The following is a 23341-nucleotide window of genomic DNA, read 5'->3' on the forward strand; positions in this document are numbered from 1 at the left end:
CACGACCACCTGACCGCCACCGCCACCCCCGCCCTGCCCGACCTCGGCCACTCCCTGGCCCTCTCCCGCACGCAGTTCGCCCACCGCGCGGCCGTCGTCGCCGAGGACGGCGCCGAACTGGCCACCGCCCTGGCGGCGTTCGCGGCCGGCGAGGAGCCCGCCCAGCTGGTCTCCGGCACGGCCGACGTGACCGGCAAGACCGTGTTCGTCTTCCCCGGCCAGGGGTCGCAGTGGGCGGGCATGGCCGTCGAACTCCTCGACACCGAACCGGCGTTCGCCAAGCGAATCTCCGAATGCGCCGACGCCCTGGCCCAGTTCACCGACTGGAACCTGATCGACGTGCTGCGCGGCACCGACGGCGCCCCCGGCTACGACCGCGTCGACGTCGTCCAGCCCGCCCTGTGGGCCGTCATGGTCTCCCTCGCCACCCTCTGGCAGGCCCACGACGTGCAGCCCGACGCCGTCATCGGCCACTCCCAGGGCGAGATCGCCGCCGCCACCGTCGCCGGCGCCCTCACCCTCCGCGACGGCGCCCGCGTCGTCGCCCTGCGCTCCCAGGCCATCACCACCATCGCCGGCCACGGCGGCATGCTGCTCGTCTCGCTGCCCGCCGAGCGGATCGACCTCGCCCCCTGGCAGGAGCGGATCTCCGTCGCCGCCGTGAACGGCCCCTCCTCCGTCGTGGTCTCCGGCGACGCCGACGCCCTCGACGAGCTCCAGGCCGCCCTCGACGCCCGGGGGGTCCACAACCGGCGCGTGCCCGTCGACTACGCCTCGCACTCCGCCCACGTCGAGCGGATCCAGGACGAGCTGCTCACCCTGCTCGCCCCGGTCGCCCCCCGGACCTCCGAGGTGCCGTTCTACTCGACCGTGGACGACGCCTGGCTGGACACCACGGCCCTGGACGCCGCGTACTGGTACCGCAACCTGCGCCGGACCGTCCGGCTGGAGGAGGCCGTCCGCGCGCTCGCCGCCGACGGCCACGCCTTCTTCGTCGAGGTCAGCCCGCACCCGGTGCTCACCTCCGCCGTGCAGGACACCCTGGACTCCGCCGAGGCCACCGCCGTCGCGGCCGGCACCCTGCGCCGCGACCACGGCGGGCCCGGCCGGTTCCGCACGGCGCTCGCCGCCCTGCACGTCCGGGGACGCTCCGTCGCCTGGCCGGCCGTCTTCCCGGGCGCGCGGCGGATCGACCTGCCCACCTACGCCTTCCAGCACGAGCGGTTCTGGCTGGACACCACCGCGACCACCGTCGGCGACGCCGTCGACCTCGGCCTCGGCTCCGCCGACCACCCGCTGCTCGGCGCCTCGCTCACCCTCGCGGACGGCGACGGCCTGCTGCTCACCGGCCGGCTCTCGCTGCACACCCACCCCTGGCTCGCCGACCACGCCGTGCTCGGCTCGGTCCTGCTGCCCGGCACCGCCTTCCTCGACCTGCTCGTCCACGCCGGCGACCAGGCCGGCTGCGACCGGGTCGACGAACTCGCCCTGGAGAGCCCGCTGGTGCTCCCGGAGACCGGCGGGATCGCCCTCCAGCTGCGGGTCGGCCCGGCGGACGAGAACGGCCGGCGCGAGGTCACCGTCCACTCCCTGCGGGAGGACGCGCCGCTGGACGCCCCCTGGGTCCGGCACGCCAGCGGCTGGCTCGCCCAGGCCCCGCAGACCCTCCGGACCGCCACCGAGGACCTGACCGCCTGGCCGCCCGCCGGGGCCACCGCCGTCGACCTGGACGGGTACTACGACAGGCTGGCCGAGGGCGGACTCGGCTACGGCCCGGCCTTCCGCGGCCTGCGGGCCGCCTGGCTGGACGGCGACGACATCTACGCCGAGGTCCGGCTGCCCGAGGACCAGCGGCCCCGGGCCGAGCGCTACGGGCTGCACCCGGCGCTGCTGGACGCCGCCCTGCACGCGCTGGGCTGCGACGTGGACGGCGGCGAGGGCCTGGGCCTGCTGCCGTTCGCCTGGAGCGGCGTGACCCTGCACGCCTCCGGCGCGACCGAGCTGCGCGTGCGGCTCAGCCGCACCGGCCGGGACAGTGTCTCGCTGCTGGTCGCCGACCGCTCCGGCGCCCCGGTGGCGAGCGCCGACTCCTTCGTGCTGCGCCCGATCGCCACGCCCGGCGCGGTCGCCCGGCCGGCCACCCCCGACTCGCTGTTCCGGCTCGACTGGACCGCCGTCCCGCTCCCCGAGGAAACCGTCGAGCCGTACCGGACCGACAGCCTGGACACGCTGCCCGCCGAGGTGCCGGAGGCCGTCCTGGTGCGGATCGACGCACCGGCCGAGGGCGACACCGCGGAGCAGGTCCGGGCCGTCACCCACCGGGTACTGGACCTGCTGCAGACCTGGCTGGCCGAGGACCGCTTCGGCCGGGCCCGGCTGGTCCTCGCCACCACCGGCGCGGTCGCCGTGCGTCCCGGCGCGGCCGTCACCGACCTGGCCTGCGCCGCCGCGTGGGGCCTGGTGCGCTCCGCGCAGTCCGAGAACCCGGACCGGATCGTCCTGGTCGACCTGGACGGCAGCCCGGCCTCGGCCGCCGCGCTGCCCGCCGCCCTCGCCACCGGCGAGCCCCAGCTCGCCCTGCGCGAGGGAACGGTGCTGGCCGCCCGGCTGGCCCGCGCGGCCGGCTCCGGCGCGCTCACCCCGCCCGCCGGTACGCCCTGGCGGCTGGACACCACCGGCCGCGGCACCCTGGACAACCTCACCCTGACGGCCTGCCCCGACACCCTGGAGCCGCTCGCCCCCGGCCACGTCCGGGTCGCCCTGCGCGCGGCCGGCCTCAACTTCCGCGACGTGCTCAACGCGCTCGGCATGTATCCGGGCCAGGCCGGCCTGCTCGGCAACGAGGGCGCCGGCACCGTCCTGGAGGTCGCCGACGACGTCACCGGACTCGCCCCCGGCGACCGGGTGATGGGCATGTTCGCCGGCTCCTTCGGCACCACCGCGGTCACCGACCACCGCCTGCTGGTCCGGATGCCGCGGGGCTGGGACTTCACCGAGGCCGCGTCCACCCCGATCGTCTTCCTCACCGCCTACTACGCGCTGACCGACCTGGCCGCCCTGCGCGCCGGCGAGTCCGTCCTGGTGCACGCCGCCGCCGGCGGCGTGGGCATGGCCGCCGTCCAGCTCGCCCGCCACCTGGGCGCCGAGGTGTACGGCACGGCGAGCACCGGCAAGTGGGAGGCGCTGCGGCCGCTCGGCCTGGAGGGCGCCCACCTGGCCGACTCCCGCACCCTGGACTTCGGCCGCGGGTTCCTGGCGGCCACCGGGGGCCGCGGCGTGGACGTCGTGCTCAACGCGCTGGCCGGGGAGTTCGTCGACACCTCGCTCGAACTGCTGCCACGCGGCGGCCGGTTCGTCGAGATGGGCAAGACCGACATCCGGGACGCCGAGGAGGTCGCCGCCCGGCACTCCGGCGTCGCGTACCGCGCCTTCGAGCTGTTCGAGGCCGGCCCGGAGCGGATCCAGGAGATGCTGACCGAGCTGGTCGCCCTGTTCGAGGCCGGTGCGCTGCGACCGCTGCCGATCACCACCTGGGACGTCCGCCGCTCGGTCGACGCCTTCCGGTACGTCAGCCAGGCCCGGCACATCGGCAAGGTCGTGCTGACCGTGCCGCCCGCGCTCGACCCGGCCGGCACCGTGCTGATCACCGGCGGCACCGGCACCCTCGGCTCCCTGCTCGCCCGCCACCTCGTCACCGAACACGGCGTGCGCCACCTGCTGCTCACCAGCCGCAGCGGCCCCCTGGCCGAGGGCGCGGACGACCTCACCGCCGAACTCACCGCGCTCGGCGCCACCGTCACCGTCGCCGCCTGCGACGCCGCCGACCACGCCGCACTCGCCACCACCCTCGCCGACATCCCCACCGACCACCCGCTCACCGCCGTCGTCCACACCGCCGGCGTCCTCGACGACGGCGTGATCGGCTCGCTCACCCCCGAGCGGATCGACGCGGTGCTGCGGCCCAAGGTCGACGGCGCGCTCAACCTGCACGAGCTGACAGCCGGCCACGACCTCGCCGCCTTCGTCCTGTTCTCCTCCGCCGCCGGTGTGCTCGGCGGCGCGGGCCAGGGCGGCTACGCGGCCGCCAACACGCTGCTGGACGCCCTCGCCCAGCACCGCCGCGCCGACGGCCTGGCCGGCTCCTCGCTCGCCTGGGGCCTGTGGGAGCAGCGCAGCAGCATGACCGGCCACCTGGACGCCCGGGACGTCGAGCGGATGAGCGAGGGCGGAATGACCCCGCTCGGCTCCGAGCTCGGCATGGCCCTGTACGACGCGGCGGCCCTGCTGGACGAGCCGCTGCTGATGCCGGCCGACCTCGACCTGACCGCCCGGCGCGGCCGGGGGCCCGTCCCGGCGCTGCTGCGCGGCCTGCTCCGGGCCCCGGCCCGGCGCAAGGCCGAGGCGGCGTCCGGGCCGAGCGGTTCGGCACTGACCCGCCGGCTGGCCGCCCTCACCGAGGCGGACCGTACGGAGCTGCTGCTGGACCTGGTCCGCGGCCACGCCGCCTCGGTGCTCGGGCACGGCTCGGCCGAGGCGATCGACACGGACCGGGCGTTCAAGGACCTCGGCTTCGACTCGCTGACCGCGGTGGAGCTGCGCAACCGGCTCAGCACGGCGACCGGGCTGCGCCTGCCCGCCACCCTGGTCTTCGACCACCCGACGCCCACCGCGCTCGGCCGTCACCTGCGCGGCCGGCTGCTCGACGGGCAGGCCCCGGCCTCCGGCGGGGCGCCGACCGCCCCCGCCGGCCCGGGCTCCGACCAGGACCCCATCGCGATCGTCGCGATGGGCTGCCGCTACCCCGGCGGGGTCGGCTCGCCGGAGGACCTGTGGCGGCTGCTGCTGGCCGGCGGCGACGCGCTGAGCGGCTTCCCCGCCGACCGCGGCTGGGAGCCCGGCGGCCAGGGCGGGTTCCTGCACGACGCGGCCGAGTTCGACGCCGCCTTCTTCGGCATCAGCCCGCGCGAGGCCCTCGCCATGGACCCCCAGCAGCGGCTGCTGCTGGAGACCTCCTGGGAGACCTTCGAGCGGGCCGGGATCGACCCGGCCTCGGTGCACGGCACCCGGGTCGGCGTGTTCACCGGCACCAGCGGCCAGGACTACGCCTCCCGGCTGCGCCGCGTCCCCGACGAGGTCGAGGGCTACCTGGGCAACGGCAGCGCGGCCAGCGTGATCTCCGGCCGGGTGGCGTACACCTTCGGGCTGGAGGGCCCGGCGATCACCGTGGACACCGCCTGCTCCTCCTCGCTGGTCGCCCTGCACCTGGCGGCGGCCGCGCTGCGCCGCGGCGAGTGCGATCTGGCCCTGGCCGGCGGCGTGGCCGTGATGTCGACGCCCGGGCTGTTCGCCGAGTTCGACCGGCAGGGCGGCATGTCGGCGGACGGCCGCTGCAAGGCCTTCGCCGCCTCCGCCGACGGCACGGGCTTCGCCGAGGGCGTGGGCGTGCTGCTGGTCGAGCGACTGTCGGACGCCCGCCGCAACGGGCACCCGGTGCTGGCCCTGGTCCGGGCCACCGCGATCAACCAGGACGGCGCCTCCAACGGCCTCACCGCCCCCAACGGCCCGGCCCAGGAACGCGTCATCCGCCAGGCCCTGACCACCGCCGGCCTCACCGCCGCCGAGGTCGACGCCGTCGAGGCGCACGGCACCGGCACCCGCCTCGGCGACCCGATCGAGGCCAACGCCCTCCTCGCCACCTACGGCCAGGAGCGTGAACTCCCTCTCCGGCTCGGCTCCTTGAAGTCGAACATCGGGCACGCCCAGGCCGCCGCCGGGGTGGGCGGCATCATCAAGATGGTGCTCGCCATGCGGCACGGCCTGCTGCCCCGCACCCTGCACGTGGACGAGCCCACCCCGCACGTGGACTGGACGGCCGGATCGGTCGAACTGCTCACCGAGGAAAGGGAATGGCCCGAGACCGGTCGCCCGCGCCGGGCCGGCGTCTCCTCCTTCGGGATCAGCGGCACCAACGCCCACGTCATCCTCGAACAGGCCCCCGAGGAACAGCCCGCCGACCGGGAGGCCGCCCCCGTCGGGCACGGCGTGCTGCCGTTCCTGCTCTCGGCCCGCTCCGAGCAGGCGCTGACGGCCCAGGCCGGGCGGCTGGCCGCCTTCCTGGCCGAGCACCCGGAGACCGGCCTGCCGGACCTCGCCCACTCGCTGACCGCCTCCCGCGCCGCGCTGCCGCACCGGGGCGCCGTGGCGGCCCGGGACCGCGAGGGCCTGCTGCGCGGCCTGGAGGCGCTGGCCGCGGGCCGCGGCCTGCGCGGCACCGTCGCGACCGGGCGGACGGCCTTCCTCTTCACCGGCCAGGGCGCACAACGCCTCGGCATGGGCCGGGAGTTGTACGACACGCACCCGGAGTTCGCCGACGCCTTCGACGCCGTCTGCGCCGAGCTGGACCGGCACCTGGACCGCCCGCTGCGCGAGGTGGTGCTCCAGGAGGGCGAGCTGCTCGACCGCACCGGCTGGACCCAGCCCACCCTGTTCGCCGTCGAGGTCGCCCTCTACCGCCTGGTCGAATCCTTCGGCCTGCGGCCGGACTTCGTCACCGGCCACTCGGTCGGCGAACTGGCCGCGGCCCACGTCGCCGGGGTGCTGTCGCTCGCCGACGCCGCCCGCCTGGTCGCCGCCCGCGGCCGGCTGATGGAGCGACTGCCCGCCGGCGGCGCGATGGTGGCCGTCCGCGCCACCGAGGAGGAGGTCCTCCCGCTGCTCGGCGCTCAGGTCTCGCTGGCCGCGGTCAACGGCCCCGAGGCCGTGGTGATCGCCGGGCAGGAGGACGCGGTGCTGGCCGTCGCCGGCACGCTCGCCGAGCGCGGGCGGAGCACCAGGCGGCTGCGGGTCAGCCACGCCTTCCACTCCCCGCTGATGGACCCGATGCTGGCGGAGTTCCGCGAGATCGCCGGCTCGCTGACGTACCACGAGCCGCGGATCCCGCTGCCGGCCGAGGTCACCGACCCCGAGTACTGGGTGCGGCACGTGCGCGAAGCCGTCCGCTTCCACGACACGCTGCTCGCGCTCGCCGACCGGGGCGTGACCACCTTCCTGGAGCTGGGCCCGGACGCGGTCCTCACCGCGGCCGGCCGGGAGAGCCTGCCCGGCTCCGGGTTCGCGCTGATCGCCGCCCAGCGCCGGGACCGCTCCGAGGAGCAGTCCCTGGTCGAGGCGCTGGCCGCGCTGCGGCTGCGCGGCGCCGCGGTCGACTGGTCCCGGCTCGTGCCCGGCGCCCGCCGCACCGAGCTGCCCACCTACGCCTTCCAGCGCGAGCGGTACTGGCTGGAGGACGCCGAGGGCCCGGTCGGCCTGGCCGGGGCCGGACTCGGCTCGCCGGAGCACCCGATGCTCGGCGCGATGGCCGAACTGGCCGACGGCACGGGCTTCCTGTTCACCGGTTCGCTCTCCGAGCGGTCCCACCCGTGGATCGCCGAGCACGGGGTGATGGGCCGCACCGTCGTCCCCGGCGTCGCCTACGCCGAGCTGGCCCTGCACGCCGCCGCCCGGGTGGGCTGCGACCGGGTCGAGGAGATCACCCACCTCGCGCCGCTGGTCCTGCCGCGCACCGGCAGCGTGCTGCTCCAGCTGCGGGTCGGCCCGGCCGACGCCGCGGGCCGGCGCCCGCTGACCGTGCACTCGCGCCCGGAGGACGCCCCCGAGGGCGAGTGGACCCACCATGCCGACGCCGTGCTCGGCACGGGCACCGGCGCCCCGGACTTCGACCTCCGGGCCTGGCCGCCGGCCGGCGCGGAGCGGATCGACCTCACCGGCTTCTACCGGCGCGCCACCGACACCGGCTTCGCCTACGGGCCGCTGTTCGCCGGCCTGACGGCGCTGTGGCGGCGCGGGGACGAGGTCTTCGCCGAGGTCGCGCTGCCCGAGGAGGGCCGCGCCGCGGCCGCCCGGTTCGGCATCCACCCCGGCATGTTCGACGCGGTGCTCCAGGCGATGGCCGCCTCCACCCTGCTGGAGCGGATCTCCACCGACGAGGCCCCGCACGGCCGGCTGCCCTTCGCCTGGACCGGAGTCGAGCTGTACGCGTCCGGCGCCGCCTCCGTCCGGGCCCGGCTCACCCCGGCTCCTACCGGCGGGGTGGCGTTCGCCGTCGCCGATGCCACCGGTGCGCCGGTCGCCTCGGTGGAGTCCCTGGTGATGCGTCCGGTCTCCCCGGAGGCGATCACCGGGGCCGGCACGGGCGGCCGGGACGCGCTCCACCGGATCGAGCTGACCGAGCTGCGGCTCCCGGCGCCCCCGGCCCCGGCGGACCGCACGGACTGGGCCGTGCTCGGCGAGCCGGCCTTCGGCCTGCCGGGCCGGCCGCACCTGGCCGACCTCGCCGGGGACGCCCCGCGCACCGTCCTGGCGCCCTGGCCGGCCGCAGGCGAGGGCCCGCTCGCCGAGCGGGTGCACCGGGCCACCGGCCGGGCGCTGACGCTCCTCCAGGACTGGCTCGCCGACGAGCGGTTCGCCGAGTCCCGGCTGGTGTTCGTCACCCGGCACGCGGCCGGATCGGACGTCCGGGACCTCGTGCACGCCCCGCTCTGGGGCCTGGTCCGCTCGGCGCAGGCCGAGCACCCCGGCCGGTTCGTCCTGCTCGACCTCGACGACTCCGACGCCTCCGACGCCGCAGTCCCCGCCGCCCTGGCCACCGACGAGCCCCAGCTGGTCGTCCGCCGGGGCACGGTGTCCGCGCCCCGACTGGCCAGGGCCACCGCCGACGCCGACGCCCCGGCCCTGCGCCCGGACGGCACCGTCCTGGTCACCGGAGCCACCGGTGCGCTCGGCCGGCTGGTCGCCCGGCACCTGGTCACCGCGCACGGAGTGCGCCGGCTGCTGCTCACCAGCCGCAGCGGCCCCCTGGCCGAGGGCGCGGACGACCTCACCGCCGAACTCACCGCGCTCGGCGCCGAGGTCACCCTCGCCGCCTGCGACGCGGCCGACCGGACGGCACTGGCGGCGCTGCTCGACGAGCACCCCGTCACCGCCGTGGTGCACACCGCCGGTGTCCTCGACGACGGCGTGATCGACGCGCTCACCCCCGAGCGGATCGCCACCGTCCTGCGCCCCAAGGTGGACGGCGCGGTCAACCTGCACGAGCTGACGGCCGACCGGGACCTGGACGCCTTCGTCCTGTTCTCCTCCGTCGCCGGGGTGTTCGGCGCCGCCGGACAGGCCGGCTACGCCGCCGCCAACACCTTCCTGGACGCCCTCGCCCGCGGCCGTCGCGCGGACGGCCTGCCGGGCACCTCGATCGCCTGGGGCCCGTGGCTGCTCGACGACCCGGCCCGGGGCGGCATGGCCGGCGGGCTCGGCGAGGCCGACCTCGGCCGGATGGCCCGCGGCGGGCTGACCCCGCTGCGGGAGGAGCAGGGCCTGGAACTGTTCGACGCCGGGCTGGCCTGCGCCGACCCGGTGGCCGTCGCGGTCCGGCTGAATCCGGCCGCCTTCCGGGGCGCGGACGTGCCGCCGGTGCTGCGCGGCCTGGTCCGGGCCCCGGGCCGACGGGCCGCCGAAGCCGGCGGCGGTCAGGATCCGGCCCGCCGGATCGCCGGCCTCACCGGGGAGCACCGGGCCCGGGCCCTGCTCGACCTGGTGCGCGCCCAGGTCGCGGACGTGCTCGGGCACGCCTCGGCGGAGTCCGTCCAGGCCGCCAGGGCGTTCAAGGAGATCGGCTTCGACTCCCTGACCGCCGTGGAGCTGCGCAGCCGGCTTCACGAGGCGACCGGGCTGCGGCTGCCGGCCACGCTGGTGTTCGACTACCCGACCCCGGCCGCGCTCGCCGGCTTCCTCGACGAACGGCTGCCCCGGGAGGGCGCGCCGCAGGAGGAGCCCGTCCTCGCCGAGCTGGACCGTCTGGAGGCCGCCCTGGAGCGGCGGCTGGCGGACGGCCACGCGCTCGACGGCCTGTCGCCGCGGCTGCGGGCCCTGCTCGACCGCCTGGACGGCCCGGACACCTCCGGGGCCCGCCTGGCGGCGGACGACAGCGATCTCGACGCCGCCTCCGACGACGAGCTCTTCGCCCTCGTCGACTCCCTGGACTAGTCCCCTCGCCCCCGGAGTCCCCTCCGCCGCCGGACCGTCCCCGCCTCCCGCGGGGCCGGACCGGCGGCTCCCCCGGCGCGGCCGCGCCCCGCGCCGGAGCCGGACCGCCCCGGCAGCCACCACCCGTAGCAGGAAGTGATCTGAGATGGCCAACGAAGACCAGCTTCGCGAGTACCTCAAGCGGGCGGTGGCCGACACCCGGAAGGCCCACCGGCGGCTCAAGGAGATCGAGGACGAGCGCCACGAGCCGATCGCGATCATCGGCATGGCCTGCCGCTTCCCCGGCGGCGTGCGCAGCCCCGAGGGGCTGTGGCGGATCCTGGTCGACGGGACCGACGCGATCTCGGAGTTCCCGACCGACCGCGGCTGGGACCTCGACTCGGTGTACGACCCCGACCCGGGCGCCGCGGGCACCAGCTACACCCGCCACGGCGGCTTCCTGGACGGCGCGGCCGGCTTCGACGCGGGCTTCTTCGGCATCAGCCCGAACGAGGCGCTGGCGATGGACCCGCAGCAGCGGCTGCTGCTGGAGACCTCCTGGGAGGCCGTGGAACGCGCGGGCATCGACCCCCAGTCGCTGGCCGGCGGCCGGACGGGCGTCTTCGTCGGCACCACCTCGCAGCTGTACGGCACCGGTTCGGACGTCCCGGAGGGCGTGGACCTGTACCTGGGCACCGGCACCACCTCCAGCGTCACCTCCGGCCGGATCGCCTACCACATGGGCCTGGAGGGCCCGGCCGTCTCGGTGGACACCGCCTGCTCCTCCTCGCTGGTCGCGCTGCACTGGGCCGCCCGGTCGCTGCGCCAGGGCGAGTGCACGACCGCGCTGGCCGGCGGCGTGACGGTGATGTCCAACCCCGGCATGTTCGTGCTGTTCAGCCAGCAGAAGGGACTGGCGCCGGACGGCCGGTGCAAGGCCTTCGCGGGCGCCGCCGACGGAACCGCGTGGAGCGAGGGCGTCGGCATGCTCCTGCTGGAGCGGCTCTCCGACGCACAGCGCAACGGCCACCGGGTGCTCGGCGTGATCCGCGGCAGCGCCGTCAACCAGGACGGCGCCAGCAACGGCCTGACCGCCCCCAACGGCCCCTCCCAGCAGCGGGTGATCCGGCACGCGCTGGCCGACGCCCGGCTGACGGCGGCCGAGGTGGACATGGTGGAGGCGCACGGCACCGGCACCACCCTCGGCGACCCGATCGAGGCCCAGGCGCTGCTCGCCACCTACGGCCAGGACCGCGAACTCCCGCTGCTGCTGGGCTCGGTGAAGTCCAACATCGGCCACACCCAGTGCGCCGCGGGCGTGGCCGGCGTGATCAAGACGGTGCTGGCCATGCGGCACGGGCTGCTGCCCCGCACCCTGCACGTGGACGAGCCCACCCCGCACGTGGACTGGACGGCCGGATCGGTCGAACTGCTCACCGAGGAACGGGAATGGCCCGAGACCGGCCGCCCGCGCCGGGCCGGCGTCTCCTCCTTCGGCGTCAGCGGCACCAACGCCCACCTCGTGCTGGAGCAGGCCCCGCCGGCCGAGGCCCCGGCGCCCGCGGCCCCGCCGGTCGAGGCCCCGCCGGCCGGCCCGGTTCCGCTGCTGTTCTCCGCCAAGAGCCCGGCCGCGCTGCGGGACCAGGCCGCGCGGCTTCGCGAACTGCTCGCCGCCGCGCCGGCACCCGCCCCCGCCGACCTCGCGCACTCACTGGCCTCCTCCCGCTCCGACTTCGTCCACCGCGCGGCGGTGGTCGGTGCCACCGGCGCCGAACTCCAAGACGCCCTCGGCGACTTCGCCGCCGGAGCGGCCGACGTGACCGGCAAGACGGTGTTCGTCTTCCCCGGGCAGGGCTCCCAGTGGGCGGGCATGGCCGTCGAACTCCTCGACACCGAACCGGCGTTCGCCGAGCGGATCGTCGAATGCGCCCAGGCGCTCGCCGAGTTCACCGACTGGAACCTCCTGGACGTGCTGCGCGGCACCGACGGCGCCCCCGGCTACGACCGCGTCGACGTCGTCCAGCCCGCCCTGTGGGCCGTCATGGTCTCCCTCGCCGCCCTCTGGCAGGCCCACGGCGTCCACCCCGACGCCGTCATCGGCCACTCCCAGGGCGAGATCGCCGCCGCCACCGTCGCCGGCGCCCTCACCCTCCACGACGGCGCCCGCGTCGTCGCCCTGCGCTCCCAGGCCATCACCACCATCGCCGGCCACGGCGGCATGGTCTCCGTCGCCCTCCCCGCTCACCGGATCGACCTCACCCCGTGGCACGACCGGATCTCCATCGCCGCCGTCAACGGCCCCACCTCCGTCGTCGTGGCCGGCGACGCCGACGCACTCGACGAACTCGTCGAGAAGTTCACCGCCGACGGCATCCGCGCCCGCCGCGTCCCCGTCGACTACGCCTCGCACTCCGCCCACGTCGAACGCATCCAGGACGAACTGCTCACCGCCCTGGCCGGCCTGCGGCCGCTGCCCCCGCGGATCCCGTTCTGGTCCACCCTGGACAGCCGCTGGACCGACACCGCCGCCTTCGACGCCGCGTACTGGTACCGCAACCTGCGCCACCCGGTGCAGCTGGAGACGGCCGTACACGCCCTGCTCACCGAGGGCTTCACCACCTTCGTCGAGGTCAGCCCCCACCCCGTCCTCCTCCCCGGACTCCAGGAGACCCTCGACGAGTCGCCCGCCCCCACCGTCACCTGCGGCACCCTGCGCCGCGAGCAGGGCGGGCTCGCCCGCTTCCTGACCTCCGCCGCCGAACTCTGGGTGCGCGGCGTCGCGGTGGACCTCTCCGGCCGGATGGCCGGCGCACGCCGGGTCGACCTGCCCACCTACCCGTTCCAGCACGAGCGCTACTGGCTGGAACCGTCCTCCGGCACCGGGGACGTCACCGCGGCCGGCCTCGGCGCCACCGCGCACCCGCTGCTCGGCGCGGCCCTGCCGCTGGCCGAGGGCGACGGGGTGGTGCTCACCGGCCTGCTGTCGCTGCGCAGCCACCCGTGGCTGGCCGACCACGCCGTCTCCGGCACCGTCCTGCTGCCCGGTACGGCCTTCGTGGAACTGGCCGTCCGCGCCGGTGACGAGGTCGACTGCGGCCTGGTCGAGGACCTGACCATCGAGGCCCCGCTGATCCTGCCGGAGCGCGGCGCCGTCGTCCTGCAGACGGTGGTCGGCGCGGCCGACGACTCCGGCCTGCGGCCGGTGGCCGTCTACGGCCGACCCCAGGACGCCCCGCACGGCGAGCCGTGGACCCGGCACGCGGGCGGCCTGCTCGCCGCCGACGACGCGCAGCCGCCCGCGGAGCAGGGCAGCTGGCCGCCGGCCGGTGCCGCCGCGGTGGAGCTGGACGGCTTCTACGAGCGACTGGAGCAGGCCGGCTACGGCTACGGCCCGGTGTTCCGGGGCCTGACCCGGGCCTGGCGGCTCGGCGGGGAGGTGCACGCCGAGGTCCGGCTGCCGCGGCAGGCGCACGCCGACGCGGACCGGTTCGGCCTGCACCCCGCGCTGATGGACGCCGCGCTGCACGGCATGGGCCTGGCCCGCCGGGAGGGCGCGGCCGAGGGCACCGGTCTGCCGTTCGCCTGGAGCGGCGTCCGGCTGCACGGCACCGGCGCCAAGGCGCTGCGGGTGACGGTCTCCCCCACCGGGCCGGACTCGGTGGCGCTGGACCTGTTCGACGAGACCGGCGCTCCGGTCGCCTCGGTGGCCTCGCTGGCTGTCCGCACGATCTCCGCCGGGCAGCTGCGGGCCGCCCGGCGCGGGCAGCGGGACGCGCTCTTCCGGGTCGAGTGGGCCCGGATCGCGCCGGCCGACGGCGAGCGGGCCACGCGCTGGGCGGTGCTCGGCGACGCCCGGGCCCTGCCCGGACTCCGGCTCGACGCCCTGGACGGGCTCGACCGCCTGGACTCGCTCGCCGGGGCCGCCGCCGCGCCGGACGTCCTGCTCCTGCCCGCGCCGCCGGCCGGCGACGGGTCACCGGCGGAAGCCCACCGGGTGACCGGTGAAGTCCTCGGCCTGCTCCAGGAGTTCCTCGCCGACGAACGGTTCGCAGGCACCAGGCTGGCCGTGCTGACCGCGGGCGCGGTCGCCGCCGCCCCCGGCGACCGGGTGCCCGCCCTGGTCCACGCTCCGCTGTGGGGCCTGCTCCGCTCCGCGCAGGCCGAGCACCCCGACCGGTTCGTCCTGCTCGACCTCGACGGCAGCACCGACGGCGCCGGCGAAGCCGCCGTCGTCCTGCCCGCCGCGATGGCCTGCGGTGAGCCCCGACTCGCACTTCGTGACGGCGCGTTGCTCGCCCCCCGGCTGGTCCGGGCCGCCCCGGCCGAGGCCGCCCGTCCGCTCGACCCGGCGGGCACCGTGCTGATCACCGGCGGCACCGGCACCCTCGGCTCCCTGCTCGCCCGCCACCTCGTCGCCGAACACGGCGTGCGCCACCTGCTGCTCACCAGCCGCACCGGCCCCCACGCCACCGGCGCCACCGACCTCACCGCCGAACTCACCGCCCTCGGCGCCACCGTCACCGTCGCCGCCTGCGACGCCGCCGACCGCACCGCACTCGCCACCACCCTCGCCGGCATCCCCACCGAGCACCCGCTCACCGCCGTGGTGCACGCGACCGGTGTGCTCGACGACGCCGTGATCGAGACCCTCACCCCCGAGGCGCTCGCCCGGGTGCTGCGGCCCAAGCTCGACGCCGCCGCGCACCTCCACGAGCTGACGGCCGGCCACGACCTCGCCGCCTTCGTCCTGTTCTCCTCCGCCGCCGCCACCTTCAGCAGCCCCGGCCAGGGCAACTACGCCGCCGCCAACGCCTACCTGGACTCGCTCGCGGCCCACCGCCGGGCGGCCGGGCTGCCCGCCCAGTCGCTCGCCTGGGGCCTGTGGGCGCAGCCCAGCGGCATGACCGGCCACCTGGGCGAGGCCGAGCTGGAGCGGATGAGCCGGGGCGGCATGCTGCCGCTCTCCGAGCGGGACGGGCTCGCCCTGTTCGACGACGCGCTGACCGTCCCCGCCCCGCTGGTGGTGCCGGCCGGGCTCGACCTCACGGTGCTGCGCGGGCAGGCCCCGGTGCCGCACCTGCTGCGCGCCCTGGTCCGGCCGGCCGCCCGGCGCGCCGCCCGGTCCCGTACCGGGAGCGACGGCGGCAAGCTGACCGAGCGGCTGGCCGCGCTCTCCGAGGCCGACCGCCGCCGGACCGTGCTCGACCTGGTCCGGGCGCAGATCGCCGGGGTGCTCGGACACTCCTCGGGCGAGCGGGTCGATCCGGAACTCCCGTTCAGCAAGCTCGGGTTCGACTCGGTGACCGCCGTCGAGCTGCGCAACCGGCTCTACCAGGCCTCCGGGCTGCGCCTGCCCGCGACCGCGGTCTTCGACTACCCGACCGCCGACGCGCTGGCCGAGCGGATGCGGGCACTGCTGCTGCCCGAAGCGGAGGCCGCCGACGAGGCCGCCGAGGAGGAGGCCGCCGCCGAACAGGCCCGGGCGGCCGAGATCGACGGCATGGACATCACCGACCTGGTCGAACTGGCGCTGGGCACCTCGGTGGACCCCGCAGGCATCTGAGGAAGAGGACACCATGACTACGCCCCCGGAGCGGATCGTCGAAGCGCTGCGCGCCTCGATCAAGGACAACGAGCGGCTCAGGAAGCAGAACGAGCGGCTGACCGCGATCGCCGAGGAGCCGATCGCCGTCACCGGCATGGCCTGCCGGCTGCCCGGCGGGGTGCGCACGCCCGAGGACTTCTGGCGGCTGCTCGCCGAGGGCGGCGACGGGATCGGCCCGTTCCCCGCCGACCGCGGCTGGGACCTCGGCACGGAGAGCGCCACCGCCCGGGGCGGATTCCTCTACGACGCGGCCGAGTTCGACCCGGGCTTCTTCGGCATCGGCCCGCGCGAGGCCCTCGCCATGGACCCCCAGCAGCGGCTGCTGCTGGAGGCCTCCTGGGAGGCCGTCGAGCGGGCCGGCATCGACCCGCTCACCCTGCGCGGCAGCCGGACCGGTGTGTTCGCCGGCGTGATGTACCACGACTACGCCGTCCGGCTGGACGAGGTGCCCGAGGAGGTCGCCGCCTACCTGGGCAACGGCAGCGCCGGCAGCGTGGCCACCGGCCGCGTCTCCTACGCGATGGGCCTGGAGGGCCCGGCCGTCACCGTGGACACGGCCTGCTCCTCCTCCCTGGTGACGATCCACCTGGCGATCCAGGAGCTGCGCCGCCGGGGCTGTGACCTGGCCCTGGCGGGCGGCGTCGCGGTGATGTCCACGCCCGGCCTGTTCGTGGAGTTCACCCGGCAGAAGGGCCTGGCGGCGGACGGCCGTTGCAAGGCCTTCGCGGGCGCGGCGGACGGCACCGGATTCTCCGAGGGCGTCGGCATGCTGGTCCTGGAGCGGCTCTCCGACGCCCGCCGCAACGGGCACCCGGTGCTCGCGGTGCTGCGCGGCAGCGCCGTCAACCAGGACGGCGCCTCCAACGGCCTGACCGCCCCCAACGGCCCGGCCCAGGAACGCGTCATCCGCCAGGCCCTGCTCTCCGCCGGTCTCACCGCCGCCGAGGTCGACGCCGTCGAGGCCCACGGGACGGGGACCACCCTCGGCGACCCGATCGAGGCCCAGGCGCTGCTCGCCACCTACGGCCAGGAGCGTGAACTCCCGCTGCTGCTCGGCTCGGTGAAGTCCAACATCGGCCACACCCAGAGCGCGGCCGGCGTGGCCGGCGTGATCAAGACGGTGCTGGCCATGCGGCACGGCCTGCTGCCCCGCACCCTGCACGTGGACGAGCCCACCCCGCACGTGGACTGGACGGCCGGATCGGTCGAACTGCTCACCGAGGAAAGGGAATGGCCCGAGACCGGCCGCCCGCGCCGGGCCGGCGTCTCCTCCTTCGGCATCAGCGGCACCAACGCCCACGTCATCCTCGAACAGGCCCCCGAGGAACAGCCCGCCGACCGGGAGGCCGAGCCGTCCGGCGCCGACGCCCCGTGGCTGCTGTCCGGCCGCACGGAGGCCGCCGTACGGGCCCAGGCCGGGCGGCTGGCCGAGCACCTGGACGACCACCCCTCGCTCGCGCCCGTCGACGTCGCCCACTCGCTGGCCACCGGCCGCTCCGCCTTCACCCACCGCGCGGTGGCGGTCGACGCCGACCGCGCCGCGCTCGCCGCCTACGCCGCCGGGCAGAACCCGACCACCGTGATGACCGGGACGGCCGACGTGACCGGCAAGACCGTGTTCGTCTTCCCCGGCCAGGGCTCCCAGTGGGCGGGCATGGCCGTCGAACTCCTCGACACCGAACCGGCGTTCGCCGAGCGGATCGTCGAATGCGCCCAGGCGCTCGCCGAGTTCACCGACTGGAACCTCCTGGACGTGCTGCGCGGCACCGACGGTGCCCCCGGCTACGACCGCGTCGACGTCGTCCAGCCCGCCCTGTGGGCCGTCATGGTCTCCCTCGCCGCCCTCTGGCAGGCCCACGGCGTCCACCCCGACGCCGTCATCGGCCACTCCCAGGGCGAGATCGCCGCCGCCACCGTCGCCGGCGCCCTCACCCTCCACGACGGCGCGCGCATCGTCGCCCTGCGCTCCCAGGCCATCACCACCATCGCCGGCCACGGCGGCATGGTCTCCCTCGCCCTCCCCGCTCACCGGATCGACCTCACCCCGTGGCACGACCGGATCTCCGTCGCCGCCGTCAACGGCCCCACCTCCGTCGTCGTGGCCGGCGACGCCGACGCCCTCGACGAACTCGTCGAGAAGTTCACCGCCGACGGCATCCGCGCCCGCCGCGTCCCCGTCGACTACGCCTCGCACTCCGCCCACGTCGAACGCATCCAGGACGAACTGCTCACCCTGCTCGCCCCCGTCAGCCCGCGCACCGCCGACATCCCCTTCCACTCCACCGTCGACAGCGCCTGGCTGGACACCACCGCCCTGGACGCCGCGTACTGGTACCGCAACCTGCGCCACCCGGTGCAGCTGGAGACGGCCGTACGCACCCTGCTCACCGAGGGCTTCACCACCTTCGTCGAGGTCAGCCCCCACCCCGTCCTCCTCCCCGGACTCCAGGAGACCCTCGACGAGGCGGCCGCCCCCACCGTCACCTGCGGCACCCTGCGCCGCGACCACGGCGGCCGCGGCGCCTTCCTCGCCTCCGCCGCCCAACTGCACGTCCGGGGCGTGCGGGTCGATCTCACCCCCGCCTTCGCCGGCGGCCGCCGGATCGACCTGCCCACCTACCCCTTCCAGCGCAGCCGCTACTGGCTGGAGGGGCCCCGCAAGGACGCGTCGGACGGCGCCCTGTTCCGGACCGTCTGGCGGCCCGTCTCCCCCGCCGGCGGCCGCCCGGACGGCCCGATCGCCGTCCTCGGCGCCGGCCCCGCCTCCTCCGACGGGTCGGTCCGCTACGCCGATCCGGCCGCCCTCGCCGACGCCGAGACCGTCCCCGCCACCGTCCTCCACCACCTGTCCGCCCCGGCCGCCCCGGGCGCCGACCTGCCGACGGCCGTCCGCGCCGCCGTCAACGGCACCCTCGACCTGCTGCGCGCCTGGCTCGCCGAGCCCCGTCTCGCCGACTCCCGCCTCGTCCTGGTCACCCGCCGCGCCGCCGGCCCCGGCCTCGACGACCTCGTCCTGGCCCCCGTGTGGGGCCTGGTGCGCTCCGCCCAGGCCGAGTACCCGGGCCAGTTCGTCCTGCTCGACCTCGACGACTCCGACGACTCCGACGACTCCGCCGCCGCGGTCCCCGCCGCCCTGGCCGGCGACGAGCCCCAGCTGGTGATCCGCGAGGGCGTCACCCACGCGGCCCGCCTGCTGCCCGTGCCCGTGGAGCCGGGCCGTCCGCTCGACCCGGCCGGCACCGTGCTGATCACCGGCGGCACCGGCACCCTCGGCTCCCTGCTCGCCCGCCACCTCGTCACCGAACACGGCGTGCGCCACCTGCTGCTCACCAGCCGCAGCGGCCCCCTGGCCGAGGGCGCGGACGACCTCACCGCCGAACTCACCGCCCTCGGCGCCACCGTCACCGTCGCCGCCTGCGACGCCGCCGACCGCACCGCACTCGCCACCACCCTCGCCGACATCCCCGCCGACCACCCGCTCACCGCCGTCGTCCACACCGCCGGCGTCCTCGACGACGGGATCCTGGACTCGCTCACCCCCGAGCGGGTGGACACGGTGCTCCGCCCCAAGGTCGACGCCGCCGTCCACCTGCACGAGCTGACGGCCGGCCACGACCTCGCCGCCTTCGTCCTGTTCTCCTCCGCCGCCGCCACCCTCGGCAGCGCGGGCCAGACCGGCTACGGCGCGGCCAACGCCTTCCTCGACGCGCTCGCCGAGCGCCGGCGCGCCCAGGGCCTGCCCGCGCAGTCGCTCGCCTGGGGCCTGTGGGAGCAGCGCAGCGGCATGACCGGCCACCTGGGCGAGGCGGAGCTGGCCAGGATGGTCGGCGGCGGGATCGCCCCGCTCTCCTCCGCCGAGGGCCTGGCCCTGTTCGACGCCGCGCTGGCGGCCGGTGACGCCACCCTGGTGACCGCCCGCCTGGACCTTCCCGCCCTCCGCCGCCGCGCCGCTCCCGGCCCGCTGCCCGCGCTGCTGCGCGAGCTGGCGGCCGCCGCCGCCCGGCGCCCGGAACCGGCCGGGGAGTTCCCCGAGGAGTCCTCCGGCCCGTCCCCCGCCGAGCGGCTGACCGGGCGGCTGGCGGGCGCCGGGGAGGTGGAGCGGGAGCGGATCCTGCTCGACCTGGTGCGCGGCGAGGTGGCCGGGGTGCTCGGCCACACCGGCCCCCAGGACGTCGATCCGGGGCGGCGGTTCCTCGAACTCGGCTTCGACTCGCTGACGGCGCTGGCGCTGCGCAACCGGCTGGGCGCCGCCACCGGGCTCCGGCTGGCCACCAGCCTGATCTACGACCAGCCCGCGCCGGCCCGGCTCGCCACCCACCTGCGCGAACGCCTCGACCAGCGCCTCGACCAGCGCCTCGCCGAGCGGCTCGACGAGCACCTCGACGAACACCCGGACGGATCGGCCGGATCGCCCGGCCGGGCGGGAGCCGCCGCGCCAGGCGCCGAGCCGGCCGGCCCGCTGGCCACGCTCTACTGGCAGGCCTGCGAGCGGGGTTCCTCGATGGCCGCGCTGGACCTGCTCAAGGCCGCCGCCGGCTGCCGGCCCGCCTTCCGGGCCGCCGACGGCACCCCGGCCCCCGAGCCCGTCCGGCTCGCGCAGAGCCCGGACGGCCCGGTGCTGGTCTGCCTGCCCTCCTTCGGTCCGGTCTCCGGCCCGCACGAGTACGCCCGGTTCGCCGCCGCCTGCCGCGGCCGCCGCGAGGTCCTGGTGCTGCCGCAGCCGGGCTTCCTGTCCGGCGAGCTGCCGCCCGCCGATCTCGACGCGCTGGCCGGCCTGCACGCCGGGTCGGTGCTCCGGCACACCGCCGACCGGCCCTTCGTCCTGGTGGGCCGCTCGGCCGGCGGCTGGATCGCCCACGCGGTGGCCGCCCGGCTGGAGCGGCTCGGGGCGGCCCCGGCCGGGGTGGCCCTGATCGACAGCTACGACCCCGACTACGACCAACTCCCGCTGCTGGAGCCCTCGATGTCCGCCGCGATGAAGGACCGCGAGGCCGCCTTCGCGCTCAGCGACGACACCCGGCTGGCCGCGATGGGCGCGTACCACCGGATCTTCGCCGGCTGGCGCCCGGAGCGGATCGACGCCCCGACCCTGCTGGTGCGGGCGGCCGACCCGTGGACCGAGGAGATCCGGGAGTCGGCCGGCTGGCAGGCCGTCTGGACGCTTCCGCACACCGCCCTGGACACCCCCGGCGACCACTTCTCGGTCCTGGAGGACCACTCCGGGACCACCGCACGGACCGTGCTGGCGTGGCTGGCCGACGCCGTCGGGCCGCTGCCCGCCACCGGCCACTGATCCACCGGCCGCTGATCCACCGTTCGAACCTCCCCAGGAGACAGTTCCATGAAGATCGTCATCATCGGTGCCGGACTCGGCGGCGTCGCCTCCGCCCTGGCGCTCACCCGGGCCGGCCACCAGGTCGAGCTCTACGAGCAGGCGGACGAGCTCCGCAAGGGCGGCTACGGGGTGATCCTCTGGCCGAACGCCACGGGCATCCTGGAGGAGCTGGGCATCGACCACACGGACCTCGGCCACCGGCTGGACCGGGTGGACATCACCTCGGAGACCGGTCAGCCGCTGGTCCGGGTCGACCTCGACCGGATCGCGCGCGACTTCGGCTCGCCGAACAAGGTGATCCGCCGCAGCGAGCTGGTGGAGGTGCTGGCCGCGGCGCTGCCGCCGGGCGTGCTGCGGTTCGGCGCCCGCGCCACCGTCATCGAGGAGCCCGCACCGGGCACCGACGGACCGGTCGCGATCACCTTCGAGGACGGCCGGCGGATCGAGGCCGACGTGCTGATCGGCGCGGACGGCCACCGCTCCTTCGTCCGCAAGCACCTCTTCGGCTTCTCGCCCGCCGAGCACACCGGCTGGGCCACCTGGCACGGCACCACCCCGCTGCCGGTGGAGCTGACCAACAGCAACCGGGTGCAGACCATGGCCGGCGAGCACGGGCTGTGCGTGATGCACCCGCTCGGCGAGTCCATGCTCTACTGGGCCTTCGAGACGCCGTGGACGGACGGCGACGCCGTCCCGCCCGGCGCGCCCGGCTCCCCCGACGGGACCGGCCCGATCGGCGCCGACGGCAAGCCGCAGTCCGCGGTGGCCAACCTGCGGGCCAGGTTCGCCGACTTCGCCTCCCCGCTGCCCGAGCTGCTGGAGTCGATCAGCGACGAGGACGTCCAGGTCTTCCCGCACATCCTGCACGAGGTCCCCAAGCAGTGGGGGCGCGGACCGGTGACGATGGTCGGCGACGCGGTGCACGCCGTTCCGCCGCGCACCGGCATGGGCGCCAACCAGGCGCTGGAGGACGCCTGGGTGATCGGCCGGGCGCTGTCCGGAAAGGGCTCGCCCGCCGAACTGCTGCGCCGCTACGAGAAGATCCGCCGGCGCCGGGTCAAGATGCTCTACCACTACGCCGCGGCGACCGGGAAGCAGGGCCAGTCGGTGCCCGGGCTCTTCTCGCGCTCCAAGGACGGCATCTCCTTCACCGGCTTCCAGCGCTTCCAGATCAAGGCGTTCAGCACCTACCTCAACGCCAAGCCCCGCTGACCGGCCGCCCGTTCCCCCACCGCCCCGGCCCGCACCGCTTCGGTCCACACCGCCCCGGCCCGCGCCGGCCGTTCCCGCAGAGTTCCCAGAGAGAGTGACACCCGTATGAAGATCATCCGTCAGCACGCCTACGGCGGCCCCGAGGTGCTGGAGCTGGAGGACCTCGAACTGCCCGAGCCCGGCCCGGGCGAGGTGCTGCTGCGCACCCACGCCGCGGCCGTCACCTTCTTCGACATCCTCAACCGGCGCGGCGACCTCGCCAAGCGCGACTACTACCGGGCCGACGCGGCGCTCCCGCTGGAGCCCGGCTACCAGGGCTCCGGCTACGTCGAGGCGCTCGGCCCGGACGTCACCGGCGTGCGGGTCGGCGACCGGGTCGCGTGGGCCCTGGCGGCCGGCTCGTACGCGAGCCACGTCATCGCCCCCGCCGCCCAGCTGATCCCGGTGCCGGACGACATCGACCTCGGCGAGGCGGCCGGCCTGCCGGTGCAGGGCCTGCTCGCGTACAAGCTGACCCACGAGGCGTACCCGCTGGCCGAGGGCGACTGGGCCCTGGTGCAGTCGGCGGCCGGCGGGGTGGGCACGCTGATCACCCAGTTCGCCCGGATGCGCGGTGCGCGGGTCATCGGCGTGGTCTCCGCCGAGGAGAAGGCCGTGGTCGCGAAGGAGGCCGGCGCCGAGGCGGTGATCGTCTCCGGCACCACGGCGGACCAGGCCGCCGAGGTCAAGCGGATCACCGGCGGCGAGGGTGTCCGGGTGGTCTACGACGCGGTCGGCAAGGACACCTTCGAGGCCAACCTCGACAGCCTGGCCCCGCGCGGCTACCTGGTCAACTTCGGCCAGGCGAGCGGGTTCGTCCCGCCGATGGACCTGATGACGCTGAACGACAAGGGCTCGCTGTACGTCACCCGCTTCTGCCTGCCGCACTTCTTCGACGAGTCCTGGCCGCCGCTGGACTTCCTGGAGCGCTGCTTCCAGTGGATGCGCGAGGGGAAGCTGGCCGTCCGGATCGACTCGCGCTTCCCGCTCGGCCAGGCCGCCGAGGCGCACGCCGCCGTCGAGGAGCGCCGCACCAGCGGCCGCGTCCTGCTCATTCCGTAGGGCACCCCTACAGCCCCTGAACCACCCTCAGAACACCCCAGTTCGCACCACATTCGGATCTGCCTCGCAGA

General features: G+C 76.2%; 5 protein-coding genes. All 5 read left to right on the top strand.

Translation table 11 applies throughout. The annotated features are described in order from the left end of the window. The coding region (locus ABZ449_RS31990; protein ID WP_360353150.1) for an SDR family NAD(P)-dependent oxidoreductase at positions 1-10038 on the top strand (10038 nt) is incomplete at its 5' end. 145 nt (positions 10039-10183) lie between these two features. Continuing rightward, complete coding sequence (locus ABZ449_RS31995; RefSeq protein WP_360353152.1) at positions 10184-15580, top strand: type I polyketide synthase; 5397 nt, start codon at positions 10184-10186, stop codon at positions 15578-15580. A 13-nt stretch (positions 15581-15593) separates the two neighbouring features. Continuing rightward, complete coding sequence (locus ABZ449_RS32000) at positions 15594-20915, top strand: type I polyketide synthase (protein ID WP_360353154.1); 5322 nt, start codon at positions 15594-15596, stop codon at positions 20913-20915. 48 nt (positions 20916-20963) lie between these two features. Further along, the gene (locus tag ABZ449_RS32005) at positions 20964-22169 is read left to right on the top strand and encodes an FAD-dependent monooxygenase (RefSeq protein WP_360353156.1); all 1206 of its coding nucleotides are present in this window, start codon (positions 20964-20966) and stop codon (positions 22167-22169) included. Positions 22170-22274: 105 nt separating this feature from the next. Then, complete coding sequence (locus ABZ449_RS32010; protein WP_360353158.1) at positions 22275-23270, top strand: quinone oxidoreductase; 996 nt, start codon at positions 22275-22277, stop codon at positions 23268-23270. The last annotated feature ends 71 nt before the right edge of the window (positions 23271-23341 follow it).

This window comes from Kitasatospora sp. NPDC005856 (assembly GCF_040629945.1).
In the GTDB taxonomy this organism is placed as follows: Bacteria; Actinomycetota; Actinomycetes; order Streptomycetales; family Streptomycetaceae; genus Kitasatospora.

Excerpts from the sequence above, each read along its gene's own strand:
- ABZ449_RS32010 (WP_360353158.1), top strand. The coding sequence starts at position 22,275 with ATGAAGATCATCCGTCAGCACGCCTACGGCGGCCCCGAGGTGCTGGAG.
- ABZ449_RS31995 (WP_360353152.1), top strand. The coding sequence starts at position 10,184 with ATGGCCAACGAAGACCAGCTTCGCGAGTACCTCAAGCGGGCGGTGGCC.
- ABZ449_RS32000 (WP_360353154.1), top strand. The coding sequence starts at position 15,594 with ATGACTACGCCCCCGGAGCGGATCGTCGAAGCGCTGCGCGCCTCGATC.
- ABZ449_RS32005 (WP_360353156.1), top strand. The coding sequence starts at position 20,964 with ATGAAGATCGTCATCATCGGTGCCGGACTCGGCGGCGTCGCCTCCGCC.